A 22205-nucleotide genomic window follows, 5' to 3' on the forward strand; every position below is an offset into this window, starting at 1 on the left:
ATTTCTTAAAATAACTCTAAGACCTCTGCTTTTGGAAATCTATAAATAGAATTACAGAATTCACAGGTGACTTCAATCTGTCCTTGCTCTTCTGCAATATCCATCGCTTCTTCTTTTCCTAAATTTTGGATCAGCTCTTTAATCTTCTCTTCGGAGCAATCACATCTATATTCAGGTCTTCCGGTTGCTAAGATCTCAAACTTTGTATTCCAAGAAGATTGCAAAATTTCTAATGCTTGAGAAACAGTGCCTTCGTAAACTTTGGATTTTTCCTCTTCAAGTTTTCCGGCTAGTTCCCTAACTGCATCTATATGTTCTGGCCGTGCTTCCGGCAATGCTTGTAAGAATAAACCTTTGATCCTCCAATGCAAACCTTCTAATTTAATATAAGCTACTAAAAAGGAAGGAACCTGCTCCGAGTCTCTCAGGTAGTTTTCAATATTTGTTTCGAAACTTTGGTTTCTAAATGGAACAATGGATTGATAAATACATTCTCCATCTTTCCAACGGAATACTTTTAAAATTCCTAAATTTTCCTCTGAGATCTGTCCTGATTCTATATCTTCTTCAGGGCGATATCTCAGAGTTGCCTTTAACCTTCCGCCACGAGTGCTATACGCTAAGACTGAATGTATCTCAGTATCATCATAAAACCGGATTTGAACGCTCACCTTTGTATCTTCTTTCACTAGATCTGCTAAGAAGAACGCGGCAAGCATAGTCCTTGCCAGAAGCTCCGTGCCTGCATCATCAAAACCGTGTAAGTTAGACGCGGCGGTTACTGCGTAGGAAATTTCGGCTGAGGAAAAACGAAAGTGAACGTCGGGAAGAATCCCATAATGGTATATATCGTGATTTTCCATGCAATGTTAGGATTCCCGACCCTATGGGACGAGGTTCTAATCTATTCTCCCTGAATCGTATCGAAAAGACAGTATTTTTTCCGAATTTCGATGGGTTTTAATGGTTTTCTTTCTGGAAAGATCTTCCCTCAAGAGAATCATCGTCTCTACCTTTTTAACATGCGAGGACCGAATGATTTTCGGAGCTGATTATTATCCTGAACAATGGACTCCAAAAGATTGGGAAGAAGATATTCGGATCATGAAGGACATGGGATTAACCAGAGTCCGTCTCGCAGAGTTTTCATGGGCATTAGTCGAACCTAAAGAAGGCAAATTCGATTTTTCTTTTTGGAAGAAGATGTTGGATCTCTTTCATAAACATAAAATGGATGTGATCCTAGGAACTCCAACGGCAACATTCCCTCCTTGGCTAGCGAAAAAATATCCTGATGTTCTCCAGGTAAGAGATGGAGTTCTAAGAAATATAGGCACAAGAAGACAGGCATGTTTTTCTTCTCCAAATTATAGAAAAGCAGTGGTTCGGTTAGTGACTAAGATGGCCCAAACATTAGGCAATCATCCAGCTGTTATTGGCTGGCAAATAGATAATGAGATCGGACATGAAGGATCAGACATCGATCATTCGGAAACTTCCCTTAAAGCTTTTCGTCTTTGGTTGAAATCAAAATATAAAACGATCCAAAAACTAAATGATACTTGGGGAAATATTTTTTGGGGAGTGATCTTCAATGATTGGAATGAGATCCCACTTCCAGGCCCTCATGTGAGTGCAGGTTTTAACCCTTCTATGATCCAAGACTTTTATAGATTCCACTCAGATACGATTGTGGATTTTGTAAAATTGCAGTCTGATATTGTCAGAAAGTTTTCTCCTAATAGAAAACTCACTACAAACTTATATCCAAGTCCTTTTCTTCCTGTAATTGATATGAGCGAATTATTCACTCATTTAGATTATGTGTCTTGGGATAATTATCCTACCTGGGGAGATCAAGAAGAGCCATTCCCTCATCCATTTATCTCAGCAATGCACCAGTACAATCGAGGTTTGAAAGATCTTCCATTTACTGTGATGGAACAAATTTCGGGATTCCAAGGACATGATACTTTAGGTTATCTTCCCGCTCCAGGCCAGATTCAACTTTGGATGAAACAAGCAATCGTCCAAGGTGCGGAACAAATTGTATTTTTCAGATATAGAACTGCAAGGTTCGGACAGGAGCAACTTTGTTATGGGATTTTAGACCATGACAAATCCCTTACAGACAGATACTTAGAATTGCAAAAAGGGATCTCTGAAATCCTACCTGAGGCTAAAGACTTTGCGTCAGAACATTTTCCGGCAGACGTAGCAGTTCTTCATGATATAGAGAATGCTAGAAATTTCAAACACCAACCAATCTCTTCTGGCTTGAAGCATAGTCCTGTTCCTTTTGCTCAAGTTGGATATGATATTGAAATGGCAACTTGGTTTGCAGGTCTTAATATTCTAAATGTAAATACTCACTTCTTACCAATCTCCAAAACTGATTTTTCCAAGTACAAAGTTTTGGTCCTTCCCCTCTATGCGATAGTGGATGATCCTATTGTTAAAAAATTGGAGCAATTCGTTAGAGATGGAGGTGTTTTAGTTTTAGGATATAGAGCAGGTTTAAAAGATAAAAATTCTTGGATGTTAGAATCTCAAGTGCCTGGTCCATTCTCCGAAATGGCTGGAGTTAAGGTAAGAAAGTTTGAAGCAGTCGGAAATCGAAACGTTAAGTTCCGATTCAGGGTTTTACCAGGAACCTGTTCCAAAGTCTGTGAGATACTGGAACCCACTACTGCCAAAGTTTGGGCAAGATATTCTGATGATAAGAAATTTTATAAAGGAAAACCTGTCATTACTTGTAATCGATTTGGAAAAGGATCTGTCGTATACGTTGGAGCAAGTCTGAGTCCGATCTCGTTTATGCTATTATACAGAAGAACCTTAAAAATGGCAGGTATCCCTTTTACTTTTTATGGCCCAACAATAGAGCATAGTTTTAGAAAGGGAAAGTCCAAAGACTACGAAATTTTTATCAATCATTCCGATAAGAAGGCCCTTGCCGGTTTCAAGCTACTCAAACCATACGAGGTGAGGATTCTGCCTAAAACAAAAAAATGAAGCTGAATGAAGTTAAAGAATTAAATAAGCTCCTAAAGAATCATTCGAATGGAAGAAACAAGGAATATTCCGTTTATGTGGATAACCTTCATACTTCCTTCATTGAGTTCGAAGAAAAGTTTATTTTACCTTCTACTTCTGTTTTCGAAATAGAGTTTAGTTCTGCAGAAGATTTTTTGAAATCTATGCTTCTATTTGCGCCTGAGTTTGTTGCAGATTCACTTGTGCTTCCTGAACCAAGACCGAAAAGGGATATTGATCGTTTATTTCTGATCAAGCCATTCTATACGGATGGAGAAATGTTCAGAGAGAATTCTCCAGAAGTATGGAGAGAGAAACTTCCCCCTTTTGCAATCGTTACCAGTTTTCATTTGATGCACCTTGGCGGAGCGCCCAAGGAAGATATCTATATCCCTGCTTCTCAAGGAAAAACTATGTCTGTTTACACCACGAGAGCATATTTTTCTACTCGAGTAATTCCTTTAGACTCTCTCACGGTCTTAGAAGATGCGGTTATAGACTTTACTGCTAAGAAGTACCAAGAGTCTGACTTCATGGTACAGATCTCCACGGATACGTTCGAAGGAGTTAGGCATACATATTCTGAAATTTTTGATGAAGTGGATTATTCTAAGCAGGTAAGCTTTATACATGAGTCTCTGGGGATTACTTCTGCAGATTGGACTCTTGGAAAAATTTTCGCTCCATTAGCGGTAGAATACCTGACCCTAACGGCCCGATTTCTGGATCCTTCCCTAGATAAGATTGCAAAGGATTTTAATTCGTTTCACCAAGTAGTTGATCTTTTGTTAAGACCAGGCAGCATGACCTTAGAAGAATCTGCCCGAAATTCATTCTTCGCTTGGCTCCGATCTCATAAATCAGAGAGGATCATTTCCCCATCGGGAAATATGGCTTGGAAAATTTTACGGGTATAAAGGACATAAGCCCGAACATGGAATCCTTAGCACCTCCCATAGATTTCCCTCTTGAAGAAGTGAAAAAGAGAGTGAAATCAGTCCAATCCGTATCCGGGCTAATACTTGAATCCGCTCGCAAGCTTCAAAAAGAGATCCGAGTTTTCGGAATCGTGAGCGACTCAGAAGAAAAAGACCGCATTCATAAAGCGGACGAATTGATGGGAAAATTCCTGATCGATTTTATCCGACAAAACTTTCCAAACGACTCAATCATTTCAGAAGATTATTTCAAACACGAAGGAAGCAATTCTTTCCGTTGGGTTTTAGACCCAATAGACGGATCCATGAACTTTGTAAGAGGGATCCCGCTTTATTGTGTATCAGTAGGTTTAGAACATAGAGAAACTCCTGTCGCTGGAGTAGTGTTCGCACCTGAACTAGACACACGTTACTCGGCAATTTTAAGCCAAGGTGCATTTAAGAACGGACTTCGTATAGATGTTTCAAACACAGATGCACTTGCAAGATCTCTTTTGGTATCCAGCTTTCCTACGAATAGAAAGGAAATTTTAAACGAAGTCATCTCTGATATCACTGCGTTTATCAGCTGTGGTAGATCCATGAGAAGAACAGGATCATTCGTATTAGATACTTGCTGGGTGGCAGAAGGTGTACTCGACGGTATCTGGGAAAAGGGTGTAAAGCTCTGGGATACCGTAGCAAGCTCGGTAATCTTAACAGAAGCAGGCGGGAAACTTACCGACTTTCAAGGAAAACACTTCTTGTCAGGACAGGCAGAAGTAGTAGCTTCCAATGGAAGGATCCATAAGCAAATCATCGACATTCTTCGAAATGTTCGACTTTCCATCGGAAGAAATTAATTTTTCGTGAAACTCCCGGCCGCTGTGAATTATAGCGGCCTAATAAAGATCTTATTGTTTCAAAAACTCTTCTAAAGATTTTAGTTGAGCTTCCGTAAAATTAAAACGAGTCATTGCAGTACTCTGGCGTTTAGGAACGTATCCTGGAGGATATTCTCCTCTCATTCTCGCTTCTAATAATTCATAAGAAGAATTTGCCACAGAAGGCCCAACCGCCCCATCGAGTTTCGGATTCGCATTATGACAAGCTAGACAGTTTGCCATGTATAATCCTCTACCAGCTTCGGCTTCGGGAGAAAGCGGTTTAGAGTCCTTGCATAACGAGAATGCTGCTGCAAAAATTACTAAGAGTAGAAAGCTAAAAAAAGAAAGGCGGTGATTACCGCCCTTCTTGCTTCCACTCCGATTGATTTGGAATGGATTCATTCGATATTCCTTAAGCTGTTAAAAGAACTTCCATTAGAATATAAGTAACTAATGCGAAAATCACTCCGCTAGTAATTACTGCTTTAACGGTTTTGATCGGCTTAACAGTAGGCCCGTTTTGGTCCGCTCTTAAAGCATTCACTTCAAAGATCACAATCAAAAGTACGATGATTCCAAGGAAAACTCTCAACTTATCAGGGCTATAATTGATAGGAAGGTTACGAGCCGCTCCCATCGCAAATAACATTGGAATAGAGAAAAAAGTGTTAGTTCTAGAAGCTACGAATGCACGGTTTGCATTAGGAGCAGGATCCACAGTGGTCTCTCCTTTAGCTTTTGCGATCACAACTTTTTGATTCGGCCATATTACGAACCAAACGTTCGCCCACATTACCGTTCCGAAAAGTGCACCTACTAGAATTACTACTACCCATTGGGAATTATGCGGAATACCTTGAGCTCCGAGTGCAATTGCAATCATCGCAATACCGGACAAGAAGGTAAACATTGCTCCCCAACGGAACCACCATAATGCGCGTGGAACTAATTTCTGAGTTGCGTTCTTCTTTGTTTCCGCATCGGTTTCGTTAAAGAAAGGACCTTGTACGAAGTTGAAGTAGTACAACATTCCAATCCAGGTCACCCCAGATAAAAAGTGAATATACTTAACTAAGTAATAAAGCCCGTTCGTGGTGGTAAACAGGGTTAATTCCATGATTCCTCCGAACACAGTTCTAAAAATATTATTCAGTCGTTAACCGAATCCGATTAGGATTATTTGTGAAAGAGGTCCAGTCAAGCAGTTTTGGAAAGTTTCTAAATTGGTTTTACTAACTTCAAGTTTACTTGAAGTTTTGAGGATCATCTACCTCGTAAATCTAATACGATACTTTTTCCGAGCTCAGTAAAAAAAGAAGGCTCATCATCTTCATCACTCGACTTGAAGGGAAGAAAACGATCTCTGAAAATTTCAGATTCAGTAGTAAGTAGAACCTTAGTTTTATTTCCGTTACGTTTAGTTCTATTTTCGAAACGTGTCCCTCCCTTACCGTCTGACCCTTCTACCAAAAGTTTAAAACTTCCTTCTGCGTATTCGTCCATATTTCCAGGAATGAAAAAGTTCACAGCTCCGGGAGGAAAGATAGAGAGAAATCTACCTCCAATAGTTGTTTCTGGGATTTTACTATAATATCCAGTTACAATGTCTGTATTTCCGGAGCGACTGAACTTAAGGGTATATCCTAATCCTCGAATATCTATCTTTAATCCATATACATTGATAAACATGTATGTCCTGAGATGTAAAGTCTTAGGAGAAGTCCAATATCCCTTTGAAGAATTTGGAATTCCTAATATAATTTTTTTGCCTTCATTATAAAATTCCCAACCCTTAGAAAAACCTCCAGGCTGGAACAACTGAAATCTAAAAGAAACCTGACCTAAACGTTTATTCCATTTTTTATAGGCGATAGGAAATTGTTCCTTCATTCTTTCTGAAAGTTTATACGTCAGAAAGAGTTCCCCATTCTCTTTTTTAATTTCACAGTCGAATTGATGGCATAAAAATTTTTGAAGAGAAGAATGCTCTAAAACATGATTAGGTTCCGACCTACGCAAATGTTCTATAGTCTCGTCTATCAATGGGAATACATCGAACACACTCACTTCGGGAGAAAGCATCTCGACTGATCGAGTAATCTTGTATATTGGCTTTGTATAAAATTCTGTAGGTTCTGCTTTTACAAAAATAGAATAAGGACTTTCTGGAAAAACGGAAAGGGGAGAATCTGATAATTCCTTTCTAAAGCGACCGCCATTTTCACTTAAACGAAAGGAAAGAGCAAGATACCCATCCTTCTTATAAAATTTTTCCTCTGAATCCGCTTCTGGATTTCCGTATAAAATCCCGCGAACCGGGTCGTCATTAAATTCGGTTTGTATAAAGTCTTGGTATTTAAAATATTTTTCGAAATAGTCAGCAACATGCGGATTCTTTCTTACACACCCCATCAGGGGAAGAATTAGAATTAACGAAAAGTAGGATGAAAAAACTTTTTGGCTCATTTCATTTCCCGTTACGAACTAGCTTATAAAGTTCAGAAACTTTAGCATCATCCACGGATTCAAAATATTCTTTGTGGATCAAAGTACCTTTAGGAGAATATACTCTTAAAAAAGATTTTCCTTCGGCTAAGCCGTTGGACAGGATCCCTTTCTTATCCAACAAAATACTTTCGTAATCTTTCTCCTTTTCTTGGAGAATGTAATCAAAAACTGCAGAAGGTGCATTTTTCAAATTCAGATAAGCAGTGAAGATAACATGATCCTCATCTTTCAATAATGTCTGCATCTTCCAATAGATCTTGCGTCCGTGTTTTCTGCAAATAATCACATCTTTAAAGCCGCAACCGAGTAAAAAGTAGGTATTTCCCTTTGCAGTTGAGGAACTAAAAACTTTTCCTTTTTGGTCTGACAATTTGAAATCCGGAAATTTCTCCTTTTCGTCGGCATTTAACCCAAAAGCAGAAAGAAGCAAAACAATTGAGATGACCCGGATCTTATACTTCATGTGTTAGAATTTACTATTTGAATAAGATTAAATTCGGATTACAAAACCGAGTAAACAATCAGACAGGAGAAGGTTCTATATGTTCCCCAAATTTTAGAAGAATGGATGAAAATTGGAAATTATTTTCTATGAAGCCTGAAAATCCCATCCCAGTCTCCAGGAGGAGTTTGACCGAGAATCATTTTGGTTCTTTTAGCATACAGTTTTACTATATTGTCCGTTGGCTTTTCTTTATATAATTCCTTAAAGATAGAAAAGGCATTCTTGAATTGACCGGCTTTATAAAGAGCAATCCCTTCATTCAGTTTCATTTTCGAGCCTTCTTTCCAATCCACAGATTCGGGTTCGTCTGCTTGAAAAACTTCGTATAGAATTACTGGTTGAGTTTTACCTTTCACAATCACAGTATCGATCTCTCTGGCCATTACATCCGAAAGTAAGTTCAAGCGTAAGAAAGTATGATGAGTTACCAGGATTTTACTCTTATAAAATCCGGAAAGACTTTGTACACGAGAAGATAAGTTAACCGTGTCTCCTACAACAGTAGTATCAATTCTTCTTTCGCTACCTACTGTTCCTAATATCAAAGGACCTGTATTCACACCGATTCCTAAGTCTGCACCGATACCGATCCCATCATTCAGAGATTCTACATAACGGACCATATCAATCGCAGACTGAAGAGCATTATCTGCAGAATTAAAGTTCTCCTTCTCCGCTCTATCACTATGATCGGAGAATAATGCCATAATCGCATCTCCGATATACTTATCCACGAAACCCGCATTCTTGAAGATAATATCCTCGAAAGCGGAGAAGTATCTGTTTAAATATTTGATATTCTCATCAGGACTCAACTTTTCAGAGACAGTCGTATAACCTCTAAGATCCGCGAAGAATACAGACATTGTTTTTTCTTTAGAGTCACCAATTTTGATCTCAACAGGACTCTCTCTATCCAAAATAGAAATAAATTCTGAAGGAACGAATCTGTAGAATGCGTCCCTCTGTTTTGAGATCTCCAAATTGAGAGCCTGAGATTGTTTGTACAAACTCACGTATCTGGAAACCAAAAGGCTGATAATCACAAGAATGAATACTGAGAAAGAGATCTTAAAGAAAGGATAATGGAACCCTGCAATCTTTGTCATCGCATCGATTGTATCCCATAGTCCAAAAAGACCGCAGACCCCAATCCCTACTGCTAGTTTAATTGAGTCTGGTTTTTTTAAACGGATCGCATTTGCAGAGAAGAAGATCACGTACAAAAGCATCAAAAATAGGAGGATTTGAAAAACTGTCAAATTCGGAAGGACGTATTTGTAAGGGAGAACCCAATTCGTTACGAACAAAATACCACTCAAAACACAGAAGGTCCGAATGATCCAAAACTTACCTTCTTTTTGATAAAAGAAATCTTTCGCAAAAAGCATAAAAATAGGCACCATAGGAATGAGTGCTGAGATTTCTCCTCGAAAGAAAAATTCAGTATCTGGGCCGCCAGCGAAGTTTATAAATTTATTATATATATGAAAAGTGGTAAAATAGAAGTATACGGAAGAGAATAGTGAGAAGAGACCAAAATATAAATAATAAATATCCTGCTTTCTGGTCACGAAGAAGAGAACATGATAAAAGCCGAATATAAAATAAATCCCGAAAAGGAATATATCAAAGTATTCTGAGCTAGAATTGTAGATTTCTTCTAAGGAGGAGATCCTGAAATTTTTTGGATGATAAAAGCCGAAGTGGTCATTTGCTTTTATAGGATTGCTATCCGCCATTCCCATAAACCGTATTTTCAGATCGTTTTTGCCTGATTTTAAGATTCCAAATTGCAGAGGGATGATAAGACCTTTTACAGAACGGTTTTTAGTCAGATGTCCGTCAGTCGGTTCATACCATTCTTCTCTTACTAAAATTCCATTCAGGAAAATTTTCCAGTTCTCTCCTATATCTGAAATATAGAGGCCGGCAGGTGTCTTAAGAAGTTCATCCGATTTATCTAAATCGAATTCTGTTTTAATCTCAACTTGATGAAGACCTGAATCTATTGGGATCTGGAATAGACTATTAAATGTCCAAGGTAAATTCGGAAGAGGAGTCCAATCTTCGGAAACAGATTCTTGTTTTTTATTTTTTTGTTCTGTTTTCTTTTCGTTCGGAGTTTCAGTTATTAGTCTTCCGGCCCATTCTAGTTCAGAAAAATCAATTTTACGGACCGGTTTGGTTTCCGCGACACAACCAAACTGAGCAACCAATAAGGTTACACAGATCCAAAACACAAATCGTTTGTGAGATATATGGTCCAGGTTCGGACCTCACATAACGAGTTCGTCTTCGCCAGCACGTGCGACTACGATGTCTCCGGATTCTTCCAGCTTACGTATGATGTTAACGATTTTTTGCTGAGCGTCTTCCACGTCTTTAATACGAATTGGCCCCATAAAGTCCATATCCTCTCGGAGTAGGTTCGCTGCACGTTTGGACATGTTCTTGAAGATCTTTTCTTGAACTTCTGTATCCACAGACTTGAGAGCTTTTGCAAGATCTGAGTTATCCACTTCTCTCAATACTTTTTGAATAGCGCGGTCATCGAGTAGTACGATATCCTCGAATACGAACATTCTCTTTTTGATCTCTTCCGCAAGTTCAGGATCTTCTTCTTCCAGAGCTTCGATGATTGTCTTCTCAGTTCCCCTGTCCACAAGGTTCAAAATTTCAACCACTGAGTCGATACCACCCGCAGATGTATAATCCTCACTCGCCAATGTGGAAAGCTTTCTTTCTAACACCCGTTCCACTTCTCGAAGAACATCCGGAGAAACTCGGTCCATTGTAGCGATCCTTTTTGCAACTTCCGCTTGGATCGTATGTGGTAATCCTGATAGAATGCTAGACGCTTTCTGAGGATCTAAATAAGATAAAATTAATGCGATTGTTTGAGGGTGTTCGTTCTGGATAAAGTTTAATAAGTGCTGAGGGTCAGTTCTACGAATAAAGTCGAAAGGACGAACCTGCAAACTCGAAGTGAGTCGGTTGATAATATCGATCGCCTTTTGGTTACCAAGAGCTTTCTCTAATAGTCCCCTAGCAAAGTCGATACCTCCATTCGAAATGAATTCCTGAGCCATCATAAGCTCGTTGAATTCTACGAGAACCTTCTCCTTATCCTCTGGAGTGATCTTATCTAAACGTGCGATCTCGAACGTGATTTGTTCGATCTCGTCTTCACGTAGATGTTTGAAAATTTCCGAAGATACGTCGGACCCTACGGCGATTAGAAAAATGGCCGCTTTTTGTCTTCCGGTTAGAGAGGTCTTTTTATTCAGCACTTTGAGCGCGTCCTAAGGAATACTATCGGCAAAACTTTCCATTTTCAAGGTAAAGTTTTTTTGTCGGTTCCTACTTGCAAAGACGACATAAATTCCGAATTTGGGAAGAGAAAGCTTTGTAGGAGATCCAACCGTGAAGTTAAAAGTTTACGAATACAAAAACTGCAGCACATGCAGAAACGCCTTAAAATTCTTGGAAGGTAAGAAGATCGACTTCGACAAGAAGGCAATCCGGGAAACCCCGCCGACCAAGGCGGAACTCAAAAAAATGCTGGGTTATGTAGGCGGTGACTCAAAAAAATTATTCAACACTTCCGGCGGAGATTATAAGGAACTAGGACTCAAAGACAAACTTTCCAAAATGAGCCTCGATGAGCAGTTCGAACTACTTTCCGGGAATGGAAACCTCGTAAAAAGACCTTTTGTATTGGGAGAAAATTTCGGACTCGTAGGCTTTAAAGAAGAAGAATGGAAGGCCACTCTAAAAACTAAATAGGCCTTCCAGATAGATTATCTTCCTACGGAACCCATGCTAGTAGCCGGATAACGTAGTCCGGCAGCTACATCTTTAGGAGCTACTGAATTGATCCTATCTAAATCTTCTTTAGATAGTTTGATCGAACTTCCGCCAATATTCTCTTCCAAATACTTGCGTCTTTTGGTTCCAGCGATCGGAACTATATCTTGTCCCTGAGCAAGAACCCATGCCAAAGCAAGTTGTCCCGCAGTAACAGATTTTTCGTTAGCGATCTCTTTGATCTTAGCGACAAGTTCTAAATTCTTTTGGAAATTCTCTCCTTGGAAACGAGGTGAGTTTCTTCTAAAATCATTTGGATCCAGATCTTCGAATTTCTGGATCTGTCCTGTTAAAAATCCTCTGCCCAGTGGACTATAAGCCACGAAACCGATTCCAAGATCTCTGCAAGTTTGCAAGATGCCATCTTCAGGATCTCTAGTCCAAAGAGAATATTCAGTCTGTAATGCAGAGATAGGATGAACTTTAGCAGCTCTTTTGATTGTATCGATCCCAGCTTCGGAAAGTCCTATGTATTTTACTTTTCCCTGTTTTACTAAATCCGCCATTGCACCTACAGTTTCTTCGATCGGAGTATCTGGATCTACTCTGTGTTGGTAATATAGATCGATAGTATCCACTCCTAAACGTTTTAAACTTCCTTCGCAGGCTGCTTTTACATATTCAGGTTTTCCGTTGTATCCTCTTTTATAAGGATCGTTTGGATCTCTTACTATCCCAAACTTAGTGGCAATTACCAACTTATCTCTTTTACCTTTGATCGCTTTTCCTAAAAGTTCTTCATTTATATGAGGGCCATACATGTCGGCCGTGTCGAATAGTGTAATTCCGAGTTCGATCGCACGATGTATGGTTGCGATAGATTCCGCATCATCAGTTTTTCCATAAAAATCAGACATTCCCATACAACCCAATCCTTGTTCGGATACGAGCGGGCCTATCTTTCCCAATTGTCTATTTTGCATGATTGTCTCCAGAGGTTAAAGTGAGTTAATCTTTTCCATCCCCTTGCCCTCTCTTAAGATGGAAATTCCATCGCCGGTGCAATCCAGAATGGTAGATAATTCGAGTTCTAGAATTCCTCCATCTATAATCCCATCTACTTTGGTACCATATTCTTTTTCGATCATGTCCACATCGGTCACGAACTCATCTTTAAAAAATACGGAAGTAGAAGTAAGAGGATTTGGATGAAGCTCCATCAAAGCCTGCAGATATTTTGAATCAGGAATTCTTATACCTATATTCTTATCTTTTTGATTCGAGAAAGAAACTCTAGGAAGATGTTTATTCGCTTTAACCACGAACGTATAAGGTCCAGGAGTGATTCTTTTCATCAAACGGAACGCTTCGTTGGAGAGTTGTTCCATATAATTGGACGCAGTAGAAATATCCGCGCAGAGTAAGGAAAGAGGTTGGTTCTTAGAAATGTTTTTTAGTTTGTATAATTTTTCGACTCCAGCATGTGACTGAGAGTCTGCAATTAAACCGTAAACTGTATCGGTAGGAAATACATACACCCCTCCCTCGGATAATTTTTTGGAAATTTGTCCGAGGATCCTTTTCTCAGGATTTTGGGGATGTAATTCTAATATCATATACCGGAAGTAACACCTCCGTCCACGACGATAGTCTGACCAGTAACGTAAGCTGCCGCATCCGAAGCTAAGAAGACTGCAGCGCCAGCAAGATCTTCCGGTCTGCCTAATCTAGACATTGGGATCCTTGCTTTCATTTGCTCCAATACTTCGGGTCTTTCCTTGATCATTTCCGTCATGTCCGTATCTATAAATCCCGGACAGATCGCGTTCACTCTGTATCCGGAACCTGCCCATTCCACCGCGAGGGCCTTGGTCATATTAATTACTGCACCTTTTGTTCCACAATAAACGGACGCAAATTTAGTACCGACCATACCTAGGACTGAGGCGATATTGATAATGTTCCCGCCTTTTTTCTTATGTATTTTATAGTATGCCTGACTTGCACGAAACACTCCCACAAAATTGGTTTGTGTCACGTTTTGTATGTCTTCTTCTTTAAAAAAACCTGCAGGGAGATTGGTAGCTACTCCTGCGTTATTTACAAGCACATCCAACTTACCATGTTTTTTACTCAATGTTTCGATAACAGAATCCATTGCTCCCGGTTGGCGAATATCCGCCGCGAATGCCTCGATTCCGCTACCTTCTAAACGTTTGATGGACTCCGCGGAAGACCCAGTTCCATACACTGTTGCACCTGCATCCAAAAATCCTTGAGCGATCTGTCTTCCGATCCCCCTCGTAGCTCCCGTTACTAATACAGATTTGCCAGTTAAATCGAATACGTTTTTCAAAATTCTCCTCCCTTTTCATTGGTTTTAGGTTCCGAATAATACACTTTAGGTTTGTTGCCATTTTGCAAAACACCACAAGGGTGCTTGGATTTGTCTTTGTCGGATCTTCTACCTGCGGAAATATCATATCTTTCGAATAGTTTTTTAGAATCTATTCTCATGTTGTTCCCATAATCCGTATTGGTTGCTTTGATCTTCTCTTTTTTCTTAGGAACAGGTTCCGTAGGATCATTAGGTTCCTTTTCTTGTTTCGCTTCTTCTTCTATTTTATAATCGTTCTTTAAAACTCCACGATCTATATAATGAGAATATCCTTCGTATTCTTCATGAAATGGATCGCAGTCGGAAAGATCCGGAGTTACAACTATCTTGTCACAGAATAGATCGAACCAATCGCAAGTGTTCTCGAATGTATGGTTCTTGAAGTTTTGTAAATTGAAACCTCGGCAAGAAACAGAGAAAAGAAAGAATAGAAGGAAGATAATTTTAGAAAATTTCATATTCTATTCTAACTTTCGGAAAAAATCCTGAAAGGCCCTTACTTTTTACCGTCGCCGCTTACAGGTGGATTAGCTGTGCCTGCGTTGTTTTTACCATCGCCCGGTTTTTTTCCAGTCCGAGATTGGTAAACGCTTAGGATTGCTTGTTTTTCTTTTTGGCGATTTTTCTCTTCTGATTCGTTCAATACTTCCAAACAATCGTCCCAGTATTTTACCTCTTCGGGAGTTAAATAGTCTGTTTCTAAAACTTTGTTCTTAGTAAGTTTCTCTTCCGATTCCAGCTTTCCTTCTTTGGATTTTTCTAGAAGAATCTTTGCTTTATAAAGTTGTAGGAGGCCTTGTTTTGCAAAATATAAATTTTGTCCTTGGTTTCCTATTTCTCTTTCTAACTTCGCTGCCTGCCAAGTATCTCTATAGATCTGAAGATGTTTTTCCATTACAGGAATATACTGTTTGCCTGGTGCGTCTGTATTTAGTTTCAGATCTACAACCTTAGGTTGGATATCCTTCTCCAATGCGTCTGAACGATTGAACACTTCTTTTGCTTGAGCTTCCGCAAGTTGATCCAGTTTTGTTTTTAAAGTTTGAAATTGATTTCCGGCAGGTTCCCATTCACCTCTTTGAAAAGAAGATTCTGCTTTCGAATAATCTGCGAGACAAGCGTCCCAATCTGCCTTCTTCCCAAAATTTAAAAGACTAGTTCTAAGATATCTTAAGGAAATCCAAGATTTTTTACGCAAAGAATACGCTTTGGATTTAGGATCTATATTCAAGTTAGTCGGTTTGGTCTCCGGACTATCATTCGGAGCAACTTTCTTAGCTTCTTGGGAATAAGAAGAAGTGAAAGCCGCAAGCGAGATAAGAATTACCGATATTAGGGTTCGTATGGAGATGAATGATCTAAGAAATAAATTCATTGGTTTGATCCGTGCGAACATTGATACCGGGAAAAGGAGTGTCTGGCAAGGCTTTTCTTTCAGAATGGATATATGCTCATTCTGAGATCCCAGTCTCCTAGAAGAAAAGAGATCTTACAATCCTTAGGATTAGATTTTCAAATCCTACCCTTGCCCGTAGACGAGACAAGTCTTCATGAAGAAACACCCGTTCGTTATTTAGAAAGAGTGACCTTGGCAAAACTTGGACCAGAGTCAAAGAATTCCGAAGATGTAATCTTAGCTTCGGATACAATCGTAGTTTTTCAAAATAAGATCCTACAAAAACCTGCGGACGAAGCAGAAGCATTTTCTATGATCTCAGAACTTTCTGGAAAGACGCATGAGGTCTACTCAGGACTAGGGATAATGACCAAGGATGAGAAAATTTTTAATTATGATGTTTCAGAAGTAGAATTCCATCCTTGGAATAAATCTGAAATTTTAGAATATATTAAAATTTGCAAACCGTATGACAAAGCTGGATCTTACGGCATCCAAGATCCAAATTCACCTGCAAAAAATTTTAAAGGATCTTACTCGAATATTTTAGGGTTTCCGATCCGGAAATTTTTCTTATACCATTCTCTTTGGAGTAGGTTTCTCTAAGTATTTATTTGAGAAGAAGGTGAATTAAACGTAAAGGTCTAGGAATCGACCCTTAGAAGCTGAGGACTCCTGAGCTGCTGAACTTCCTTCCGGGCCATATAGTTTTAAAGATTTTCCTAAATCTGAAAAATCCCTTTGGCGAATCGGTTCGATCGCAGGTACCCTTGATTGATTTAAGATCGGTTTGATATAAGTAAGATAATCCTCTTGGGCAGAAATTCTTTGGACGCCGTCGCTGATTCTCATAGGGATAACCTAACTAAAAGATCGGAAAAATCTGCGATCTACTTTAGAAAAAGAATCGGATCATCCGCTTGACTACCTATGAAAACCTTCCAGAATGATTTCCGTGGCCGATACCAAAGTCTCAAATTCGTATGAAAATCTGATCGATTTTCTACACAAGACCAAACCAAGCCTGGAATCTTTACCTCAGATACTATTTGTGGTCTCTCAGGATTCTTACGAATTTGGTGTTGTAAGTGATCTCTATAAGGCGGCTTATAAAAAAAGTGCAGATCCTTATGAGATAGTAGTATTTGTTGCGGAGCCAGGAGATCTGGAAAACTTTCAGAACGAAGCAGGAAACCTGGATATGTTCGCTGCGCAAAAATTATTTATCATCAAATCTGGAGTTACGTTTTTCAAACCTTGGTTGGGAAAGACTAAATCTAAAACTTCTCCCAAATCTTTTTCAGTTCCAGAAACTGTACGTATTCTTATTCATTACGATCATTGGGATCTTCCAAAAGAATTAGTTTCTATATTTGGGGATAAGGTTTCTCATTTTAAATCTTCTAAAATATTTCCCGATAAAAGAAAGGAAGCCTTTTTAAGAGCCGCTAAAGAAGTAGAAGTTAAATTAGATAACGAAGCAGAAGAAGAATTTTTACTCAAAGTAAATCCAAGTGCCGGAGCATACTTAAAGAACTTAGAAAAATTGAAACTATACCTAGGTAAAAAAAGTTTCAATCTAGCGGATCTAAAAGAAGTACTCTTCCAAAGTTCAGAGTTCAGTTCTTCGGAAATAGTAGAATATTTTTTCGAAAAAGATTACGGAAGATTTTCCAGAGAATTTTCCAAATTTAAAATAGGTAAGGACTCGCTTCTTATCTTCCTATCCTTAGTTAAAGATCATCTGGATAAATTAAGGATCTATAAAATTATCCTTAGAATGTATGATAAAGTCCTGAGCGAAAAAGAGCAATCAGACCTACTTGGGATCGGCGCTTATTCGCCCGCTCGAAAGAATCATACGTTCAAAAGACTCAGAAAGGAAAGCTCCGCATTTAACGATTTGGAAATCAAAGAACTGTACGAATTCCTAATGGAAATGAACCAAAAGATTAAAACCAGTTCCGAAAAGGAAGAAACTGTATATTACTTCTTCAGGAAGATGGAGGACTTTTTCCATCCTCGGAATCGAACAGTTCGAACTCGGTGATCTTTCTATAAATTGTTCTTTCAGAAATTCCTAATATTCTTGCTGCTTTTTCTCTATTTCCGTTTACTAAGATCAAATTACGTCTAATAATTTCTCTCTCATAATCTCTGAGCGGTATTCCTGTACGAACTGTAAGATTATCATTCTGCTTATATCCAGTTTCGAATAATTCAGGAGGAAGATGTTTTGTATCCAATGTCTTCACATTATGCATTGAGACCATTGCTTCTAAAAGATTCTTTAACTGATGAAGATTACCCGGATAATCATACTCTAATAGGAACTTTCCTAACTTTTCAGAAATTTTAATATTCTTACGATTATATCTTTTACCAATCAGATCTAGAAAGAATCGGGTCAAAGGAGGAATATCCTCCTTTCTATCTCTTAGCGTTGGAATTTTGACTTGAAGAGTTTGTATCTCAGTCATCAAAGATTCTTGTAATCGGCCAGACTTTACTTTTTCTAGAAGATCGGGTTGGTCAGAAAGTAAGTATCTATTCTTTCCTTTTTCATTGCGGATCTTTTGTAAAAGTTGTACCTGAAAACTCGGATTCAGATTGGAGATCGCTTCTAAAAAAAACGTAACTCCGACTTTGCCGTCTAATTTAGAAAAGATCTCTGAAGTCTCTTCCTCCGATTCGGAAACTGAAAAATCGAAAACCTGATACTGCGGAAACCTGTCCTTACAGTAGGAATGAAACAAGTAACCTAAATAACTTTTTCCGGTTCCCGATTCTCCTAAAAACAAGATCGGTAAATCGGAAGAGACCGCTTGTTTCATACGATCCAGAATTTTCCGGGTAGAAGGGGATAATGCAATAAAATTAGATTCTTCCATGGCTCTGCTACGGTTGAGAAACTTCCAGGATCTCTCCCTTTACTAAACAATCGAATTTGAATTTTTCCGTATTTCTCAAATAATTTCGAGCAACGGAAGGATCACATTCCAAAATTTTAGCACTCGAGAGAGTATATCGTTCTAACGAATCCGGTATTACTTCGACCCCCTCCGAAGAAAAAGAGGATGAAAGAAACGTAACCGCCCACACTCCTTTTTTTCCTTCTGAAAATCCGGAAACGTTTGGGACTCGGATCCAGAACGCCTTAGACCCTGATTTGACTAAAACCTTCGGAAAATTTCCGAAATATTCTGAATTGGAAGCTTCACTTACAGAAGAAGAGAATAATAATGCGAAATTACTGTGGACCGGCTCAGAAGTGAGGACTTTCTCCTTCTTTACTTCTTCATAAATACTTCCTAAACTCCACGGATTTAAGAATTCTCCTAGGGAATACTTACCTGCAAACTCCACTTTTTCGAGAGAAGAGTCCTCCATTTTCATATTTGGATCAGGAGAAGCCGAAGTGGTGTATAATTTTCCTTCTTTGAATACCAAAGTTTTAGAATCTCTAGAAGTTACAATTCTCTGGTAATAGGAAACTTCTCTGAATTCTGCTCCTCTTTTTGCTGCTTCTTTATGTTCCCTACGTGCTTCTGGACCTGCATAAGAGGAATATATAATAGAAACTTTAGCACCTATCTGATTCAAACCCTCGATCGCAGCGCCATACCCGCTGATTGAATTAGAAGCTTTGGCGTTCGTAAGAATGGTGATCATTCTTTGCTTCTTCTTTCCTGGAGAATCTTCTGAACTTAGAATCCTTCTTAATTGAAGAAGGGCATTCGTAAGATCTTGAGTATTAGATTTTCCCTCCGATTTAAAATCTTTCCATTGTTTGATAAGTTCTGAACGACTAGATTCCGGAAATACTTTCGAGCCATTCTCACTAAAAACAGCTAAGCGAAATTTTGTTTCGGGTTGCCAAGAGATGGCTTCTAATTGCGACATAAATTCTTTTCTTTCTGGCGTATAAGAATAAGAAGAATCAAGAACAATGATCTGTGACTTTGCGGCTCTGGAAGATTCTCTAGGATATTCTTTTATTTTTTTCTTGGGAACCAAAGGAAAGGAATCCTTGGTCAACTTCTCTAGTGTAGCGAATAGATCCTTTTTTCCTATGGTGGAGTATTCTTCCATTTTAGAAAGGTTACAATCATACACAGAGCGATCTATCCTGATCTTTTCCTCAATGGATAATTGATCTCGCACTACATAATCAGGTTTAAGTCTGGAACAAGTTTGTTTAAATTTTTCTCTAGAAACCTGAGGGATCAGAAAATCTTTTATTTCCGGATCTGAATTAGAGGAGAGTTGCTCTTTAATCTGAAGAGAATAGATCCTAGTTGCATAAAACTGGCCTAGTTTTGCCAATTCGTAAGGTCTTTCTCCAGTTCCTTCTATTGACCCTGGAACTTGTCCTTCCCAATTTCCAGGAAGAAATACAACTGTCGTCGCTATTGCGTCGCTAGCCGCCAGAGTTAGCAGAACAAAAAGATAATTTCGGAAATTTTTTGACAATTGTGCGCTGCGAATAATTATTTTTTTACCAAAAAGTTGGCTGCTTTTAATTTTAAACGTATTCATTAAAAAATGGCTTGCGGAATCCGTTTAATGGATATATTCCTCAATTCCATCTGATCAAGGAGAAAATGATGATCAAGAAAGTAATCGTTATTGCACTGTCTGCTGCATTACTTACCTATTGCGGAGCAAATACCGCTCAAAAAGACGCTACTTCTGTTGGCGACGGAGGATGGTCTTTCGAAGGCTGGGGTGGACCACCTGAGCAAAGAAACGACGGTAAAACTCCAAGAGATACCAATCCTAAAGACTATTATTACATGAAGTTCGCTTCTCGCGCATCTGCTAAAGCTGTTGCGAAAAAAAGTCTCGCTATGATGCAGTCTACTTGCCGTGAAGCTTCTCGCTTACAAGGTGCTTCCGACGTTGTTAAAAAAATGGTCGGTGAGACTGTTGAATCCGCATCCGGAGTTTCCGACGGTGAAGCAACTGCTTCCGTTATCGTTGGTACTTCTGCAGGTATCGTTAAAGGAGTAGGAGTTTACGAGTGTAAAGCTACTGGTCCAGGTTCCGATCCTAATGATGTTTCTAAAGACAACTGGGAAGAATGCCAGTGTGTTATTTACGCTAAATTTCCAGGTGGACGCGACGCTCTCGTAGCTAAAGCTCAAGAAGTTGGTAAATAATATTAAGTCAGTTTGAGTTTCTACTCTAACTGAAATGGAAAACCCCGCCTATTTGGTGGGGTTTTTTATTTTTACACGATAGAAGAATATGTAGAAAATGATAATCAAGAAATTTATAGCGATTGTGGTGACTGTTGCATTACTTACCTACTGCGGTTCGACTATAGCTCAAAAAGACGTTAACTCCGTTAGTAAAGATGACTGGTCTTTCCAAGGTTGGGGTGGACCACCGCCTGAACAAGGAAGCAATGGTAAAACTCCAAGGGATACAAATCCAAAAGAATATTTCTATATAAAATACTCCTCTAATGCATCGATTAAAGCTATTGCGAAAAAAAACCCTATAATGATGCAATCTACCTGTCGTGAAAATGCTCGCTTACAAGGGGCGTCCAATATAACGAGAAAAATGATAAGTGACTCTGAACCATCCGAATGGATTACTTATAGTGAGTATGAACGCGGAGCAGTTTCTTATGTTTTATCTACCGACTGTAATCCCTCTGTGTCTGCATCCTTATTTCGTAGTCCAAAAATTTATGAATGTAAAGCGACAGGACCGGGTTCAGATCCTAATGATGTTTCCAAAGACAATTGGGAAGAATGTTTATGCATTATTTATATTAAAGTCCCAGGTGGACGCGACGCTCTGATTGAAAGAATGAAAGAGGCAGGAAAATAGTAACTTTATTTTAGTTCTTAGTCCAGCTAGAATAAAAAAACCCGGAACGAGATGCCTCCGGGTTTCGATTTCAGAATTCTAATTTAGAATAATCGTTTCAGAGTTCTCGAAATTACTCTGTTATTGTTAGTCCGTATTCAGTAGCAATGTTATTTGCATCTTCCAAATACACGTCGCCCTTCTCAGCAACTGATTTCAAAGCTTTTGCAGCTGCAGTTTTCAACTCTTCTTGCTTTGCAGGATCTGTCGACTTACTAGCTTCAATTAATTTGTTACTAGCAGATTTCAAATTTCGGATACTGTCTCCCAAAATAGGATCTCTGGAAATATTAGAAGAAGCTCCTTGGATCCAAACATCATATAAAGTTTCCAATTTTCCACCCTTCACTATAGAAGAATAACAACGAACTTTAGAAAAATCGCCGCTTGCCTCTAATTCAAAGCAAGACATTCCTTTTTCCAATTTTCCTTTAGAAGGAGAAGTTAAGGAATTCTTAGCAAATGCGTTATCACCTGGACCTACTACGAAAAGAACTGCATCGAAGAAGTTTTTGGAAAGACCGTAACCTTCTTTTCCGTCTACAGTTTTAACTTTTAGGTATTCTACAGTTGTTTTAACACCTTTTGCGTCTGTACTTTCGTGATTCACTACTTCTAATCCGCTAACTTCTTCATTTCCATAAACAAGGGTGAGTTGTTCGGCTTTGTCAGCCGTTCCCGGCTTTTTATAGATCCACTGATCCCAACCTGAGTATTTTGTGCCTATAACTTGAGCCACAGGCGCTTCTTCCTGCTTTTTGCAAGCAGAGAATAATATAAGAGCCAATACTATAACAGAGCTTGAGAGTTGTTTACCTAGTTTCATTTAAATTTGTCCTCCTTAAGGAAATCCATAATCAGCTTA

The 22205-nt window shown here is 38.9% G+C and carries 24 protein-coding genes; 8 read left to right on the top strand and 16 right to left on the bottom strand.

Annotated features, from left to right (window positions below; all coding sequences use genetic code 11):
• Nucleotides 1-5: 5 nt before the first annotated feature.
• Entirely contained in the window at nt 6-863 is an 858-nt protein-coding gene (locus B1C82_RS10825) for an Hsp33 family molecular chaperone HslO (protein WP_086447585.1), read from the bottom strand.
• Nucleotides 864-1035: 172 nt separating this feature from the next.
• Here B1C82_RS10825 and B1C82_RS10830 point away from each other — a divergent pair, with 172 nt between their 5' ends.
• Genes B1C82_RS10830 through B1C82_RS10840 form a run of 3 tightly spaced genes read left to right on the top strand, consistent with a single transcriptional unit; the run spans nt 1036 to nt 4816 of the window.
• Complete coding sequence (locus B1C82_RS10830; RefSeq protein WP_086448564.1) at nt 1036-3015, top strand: beta-galactosidase; 1980 nt, start codon at nt 1036-1038, stop codon at nt 3013-3015.
• Nucleotides 3012-3953 carry an LIC_10030 family protein gene (locus B1C82_RS10835; protein WP_086447586.1) on the top strand — a complete coding sequence of 314 codons (942 nt, stop codon included), beginning with the start codon at nt 3012-3014 and terminating at the stop codon, nt 3951-3953. Before B1C82_RS10830 ends, B1C82_RS10835 begins: the two co-directional genes overlap by 4 nt.
• A 17-nt stretch (nt 3954-3970) precedes the next feature.
• Nucleotides 3971-4816 (top strand): inositol monophosphatase family protein, encoded by an 846-nt coding sequence (locus B1C82_RS10840; RefSeq protein WP_086447587.1) that lies wholly within the window; start codon nt 3971-3973, stop codon nt 4814-4816.
• Between the two features lie 51 nt (nt 4817-4867).
• On the opposite strand, the gene B1C82_RS10845 is transcribed toward B1C82_RS10840, so the two are convergent.
• The 6 genes from B1C82_RS10845 to fliG all read right to left on the bottom strand — a co-directional run bounded on the left by B1C82_RS10845 (nt 4868) and on the right by fliG (nt 11146).
• Complete coding sequence (locus B1C82_RS10845; RefSeq protein ID WP_086447588.1) at nt 4868-5242, bottom strand: c-type cytochrome; 375 nt, start codon at nt 5240-5242, stop codon at nt 4868-4870.
• A 10-nt stretch (nt 5243-5252) separates the two neighbouring features.
• Nucleotides 5253-5957 (bottom strand): urate hydroxylase PuuD, encoded by a 705-nt coding sequence (locus B1C82_RS10850; RefSeq protein ID WP_167373757.1) that lies wholly within the window; start codon nt 5955-5957, stop codon nt 5253-5255.
• A gap of 146 nt (nt 5958-6103) precedes the next feature.
• A complete protein-coding gene (locus B1C82_RS10855) occupies nt 6104-7306 on the bottom strand; it encodes an LIC10025 family lipoprotein (RefSeq protein WP_086447590.1) in 1203 nt (400 codons plus the stop codon).
• Between the two features lies 1 nt (nt 7307).
• Nucleotides 7308-7811, bottom strand: a complete 504-nt coding sequence (locus B1C82_RS10860; RefSeq protein WP_086447591.1) for a hypothetical protein — start codon at nt 7809-7811, stop codon at nt 7308-7310.
• 119 nt (nt 7812-7930) lie between these two features.
• Entirely contained in the window at nt 7931-9865 is a 1935-nt protein-coding gene (locus tag B1C82_RS10865; protein WP_086448565.1) for an adenylate/guanylate cyclase domain-containing protein, read from the bottom strand.
• Nucleotides 9866-10132: 267 nt separating this feature from the next.
• Nucleotides 10133-11146 carry a flagellar motor switch protein FliG gene (fliG, locus tag B1C82_RS10875; RefSeq protein WP_008589915.1) on the bottom strand — a complete coding sequence of 338 codons (1014 nt, stop codon included), beginning with the start codon at nt 11144-11146 and terminating at the stop codon, nt 10133-10135.
• Nucleotides 11147-11279: 133 nt separating this feature from the next.
• Here fliG and B1C82_RS10880 point away from each other — a divergent pair, with 133 nt between their 5' ends.
• The gene (locus B1C82_RS10880) at nt 11280-11642 is read left to right on the top strand and encodes an arsenate reductase family protein (protein ID WP_086448567.1); all 363 of its coding nucleotides are present in this window, start codon (nt 11280-11282) and stop codon (nt 11640-11642) included.
• Nucleotides 11643-11656: 14 nt separating this feature from the next.
• Here the strand turns inward: B1C82_RS10880 and B1C82_RS10885 are convergent, their stop codons facing one another.
• The 5 genes from B1C82_RS10885 to B1C82_RS10905 are packed head-to-tail and all read right to left on the bottom strand — an operon-like array spanning nt 11657 to nt 15436.
• Nucleotides 11657-12646: an aldo/keto reductase gene (locus B1C82_RS10885; RefSeq protein WP_086447592.1), complete on the bottom strand. Its 990-nt coding sequence runs from the start codon at nt 12644-12646 to the stop codon at nt 11657-11659.
• 15 nt (nt 12647-12661) lie between these two features.
• Nucleotides 12662-13279: an L-threonylcarbamoyladenylate synthase gene (locus tag B1C82_RS10890; protein ID WP_086447593.1), complete on the bottom strand. Its 618-nt coding sequence runs from the start codon at nt 13277-13279 to the stop codon at nt 12662-12664.
• On the bottom strand, nt 13276-14019 hold the full coding sequence (locus B1C82_RS10895; RefSeq protein WP_086447594.1) for an SDR family NAD(P)-dependent oxidoreductase: 744 nt from the start codon (nt 14017-14019) through the stop codon (nt 13276-13278). Before B1C82_RS10895 ends, B1C82_RS10890 begins: the two co-directional genes overlap by 4 nt.
• Nucleotides 14016-14519, bottom strand: a complete 504-nt coding sequence (locus B1C82_RS10900; RefSeq protein WP_086447595.1) for a hypothetical protein — start codon at nt 14517-14519, stop codon at nt 14016-14018. Before B1C82_RS10900 ends, B1C82_RS10895 begins: the two co-directional genes overlap by 4 nt.
• A gap of 38 nt (nt 14520-14557) precedes the next feature.
• A complete protein-coding gene (locus B1C82_RS10905; protein WP_086448568.1) occupies nt 14558-15436 on the bottom strand; it encodes a hypothetical protein in 879 nt (292 codons plus the stop codon).
• 72 nt (nt 15437-15508) lie between these two features.
• Here B1C82_RS10905 and B1C82_RS10910 point away from each other — a divergent pair, with 72 nt between their 5' ends.
• Nucleotides 15509-16063, top strand: coding sequence for a nucleoside triphosphate pyrophosphatase (locus B1C82_RS10910; RefSeq protein ID WP_086447596.1), 555 nt, complete (start codon nt 15509-15511; stop codon nt 16061-16063).
• A gap of 24 nt (nt 16064-16087) precedes the next feature.
• Here B1C82_RS10910 and B1C82_RS10915 read toward each other — a convergent pair whose 3' ends face one another.
• Entirely contained in the window at nt 16088-16309 is a 222-nt protein-coding gene (locus B1C82_RS10915) for a hypothetical protein (RefSeq protein WP_086447597.1), read from the bottom strand.
• Between the two features lie 94 nt (nt 16310-16403).
• Between B1C82_RS10915 and B1C82_RS10920 the strand changes: the two genes are divergently transcribed.
• Nucleotides 16404-17507, top strand: coding sequence for a DNA polymerase III subunit delta (locus B1C82_RS10920; RefSeq protein ID WP_086447598.1), 1104 nt, complete (start codon nt 16404-16406; stop codon nt 17505-17507).
• Here B1C82_RS10920 and B1C82_RS10925 read toward each other — a convergent pair.
• Nucleotides 17452-18348 carry an AAA-type ATPase lid domain-containing protein gene (locus B1C82_RS10925; RefSeq protein WP_086447599.1) on the bottom strand — a complete coding sequence of 299 codons (897 nt, stop codon included), beginning with the start codon at nt 18346-18348 and terminating at the stop codon, nt 17452-17454. The genes B1C82_RS10920 and B1C82_RS10925 overlap by 56 nt on opposite strands.
• Nucleotides 18349-18355: 7 nt before the next feature.
• Nucleotides 18356-19930: an LIC10012 family protein gene (locus B1C82_RS10930; RefSeq protein ID WP_086448569.1), complete on the bottom strand. Its 1575-nt coding sequence runs from the start codon at nt 19928-19930 to the stop codon at nt 18356-18358.
• A gap of 134 nt (nt 19931-20064) precedes the next feature.
• On the opposite strand from B1C82_RS10930, the gene B1C82_RS10935 reads away from it, so the two are divergent.
• Together B1C82_RS10935 and B1C82_RS10940 are read left to right on the top strand one after the other, a co-directional pair.
• Entirely contained in the window at nt 20065-20619 is a 555-nt protein-coding gene (locus B1C82_RS10935; RefSeq protein WP_086447600.1) for a lipoprotein LipL21, read from the top strand.
• A gap of 100 nt (nt 20620-20719) precedes the next feature.
• Nucleotides 20720-21301 (top strand): lipoprotein LipL21, encoded by a 582-nt coding sequence (locus tag B1C82_RS10940; RefSeq protein WP_086448570.1) that lies wholly within the window; start codon nt 20720-20722, stop codon nt 21299-21301.
• Between the two features lie 112 nt (nt 21302-21413).
• Here B1C82_RS10940 and lenA read toward each other — a convergent pair whose 3' ends face one another.
• A complete protein-coding gene (gene lenA / locus B1C82_RS10945; RefSeq protein WP_086447601.1) occupies nt 21414-22166 on the bottom strand; it encodes a lipoprotein LenA in 753 nt (250 codons plus the stop codon).
• Nucleotides 22167-22205: the final 39 nt, after the last annotated feature.

The sequence above is a fragment of the Leptospira venezuelensis genome (assembly GCF_002150035.1).
Classification (GTDB): Bacteria; Spirochaetota; Leptospiria; order Leptospirales; family Leptospiraceae; genus Leptospira_B; species Leptospira_B venezuelensis.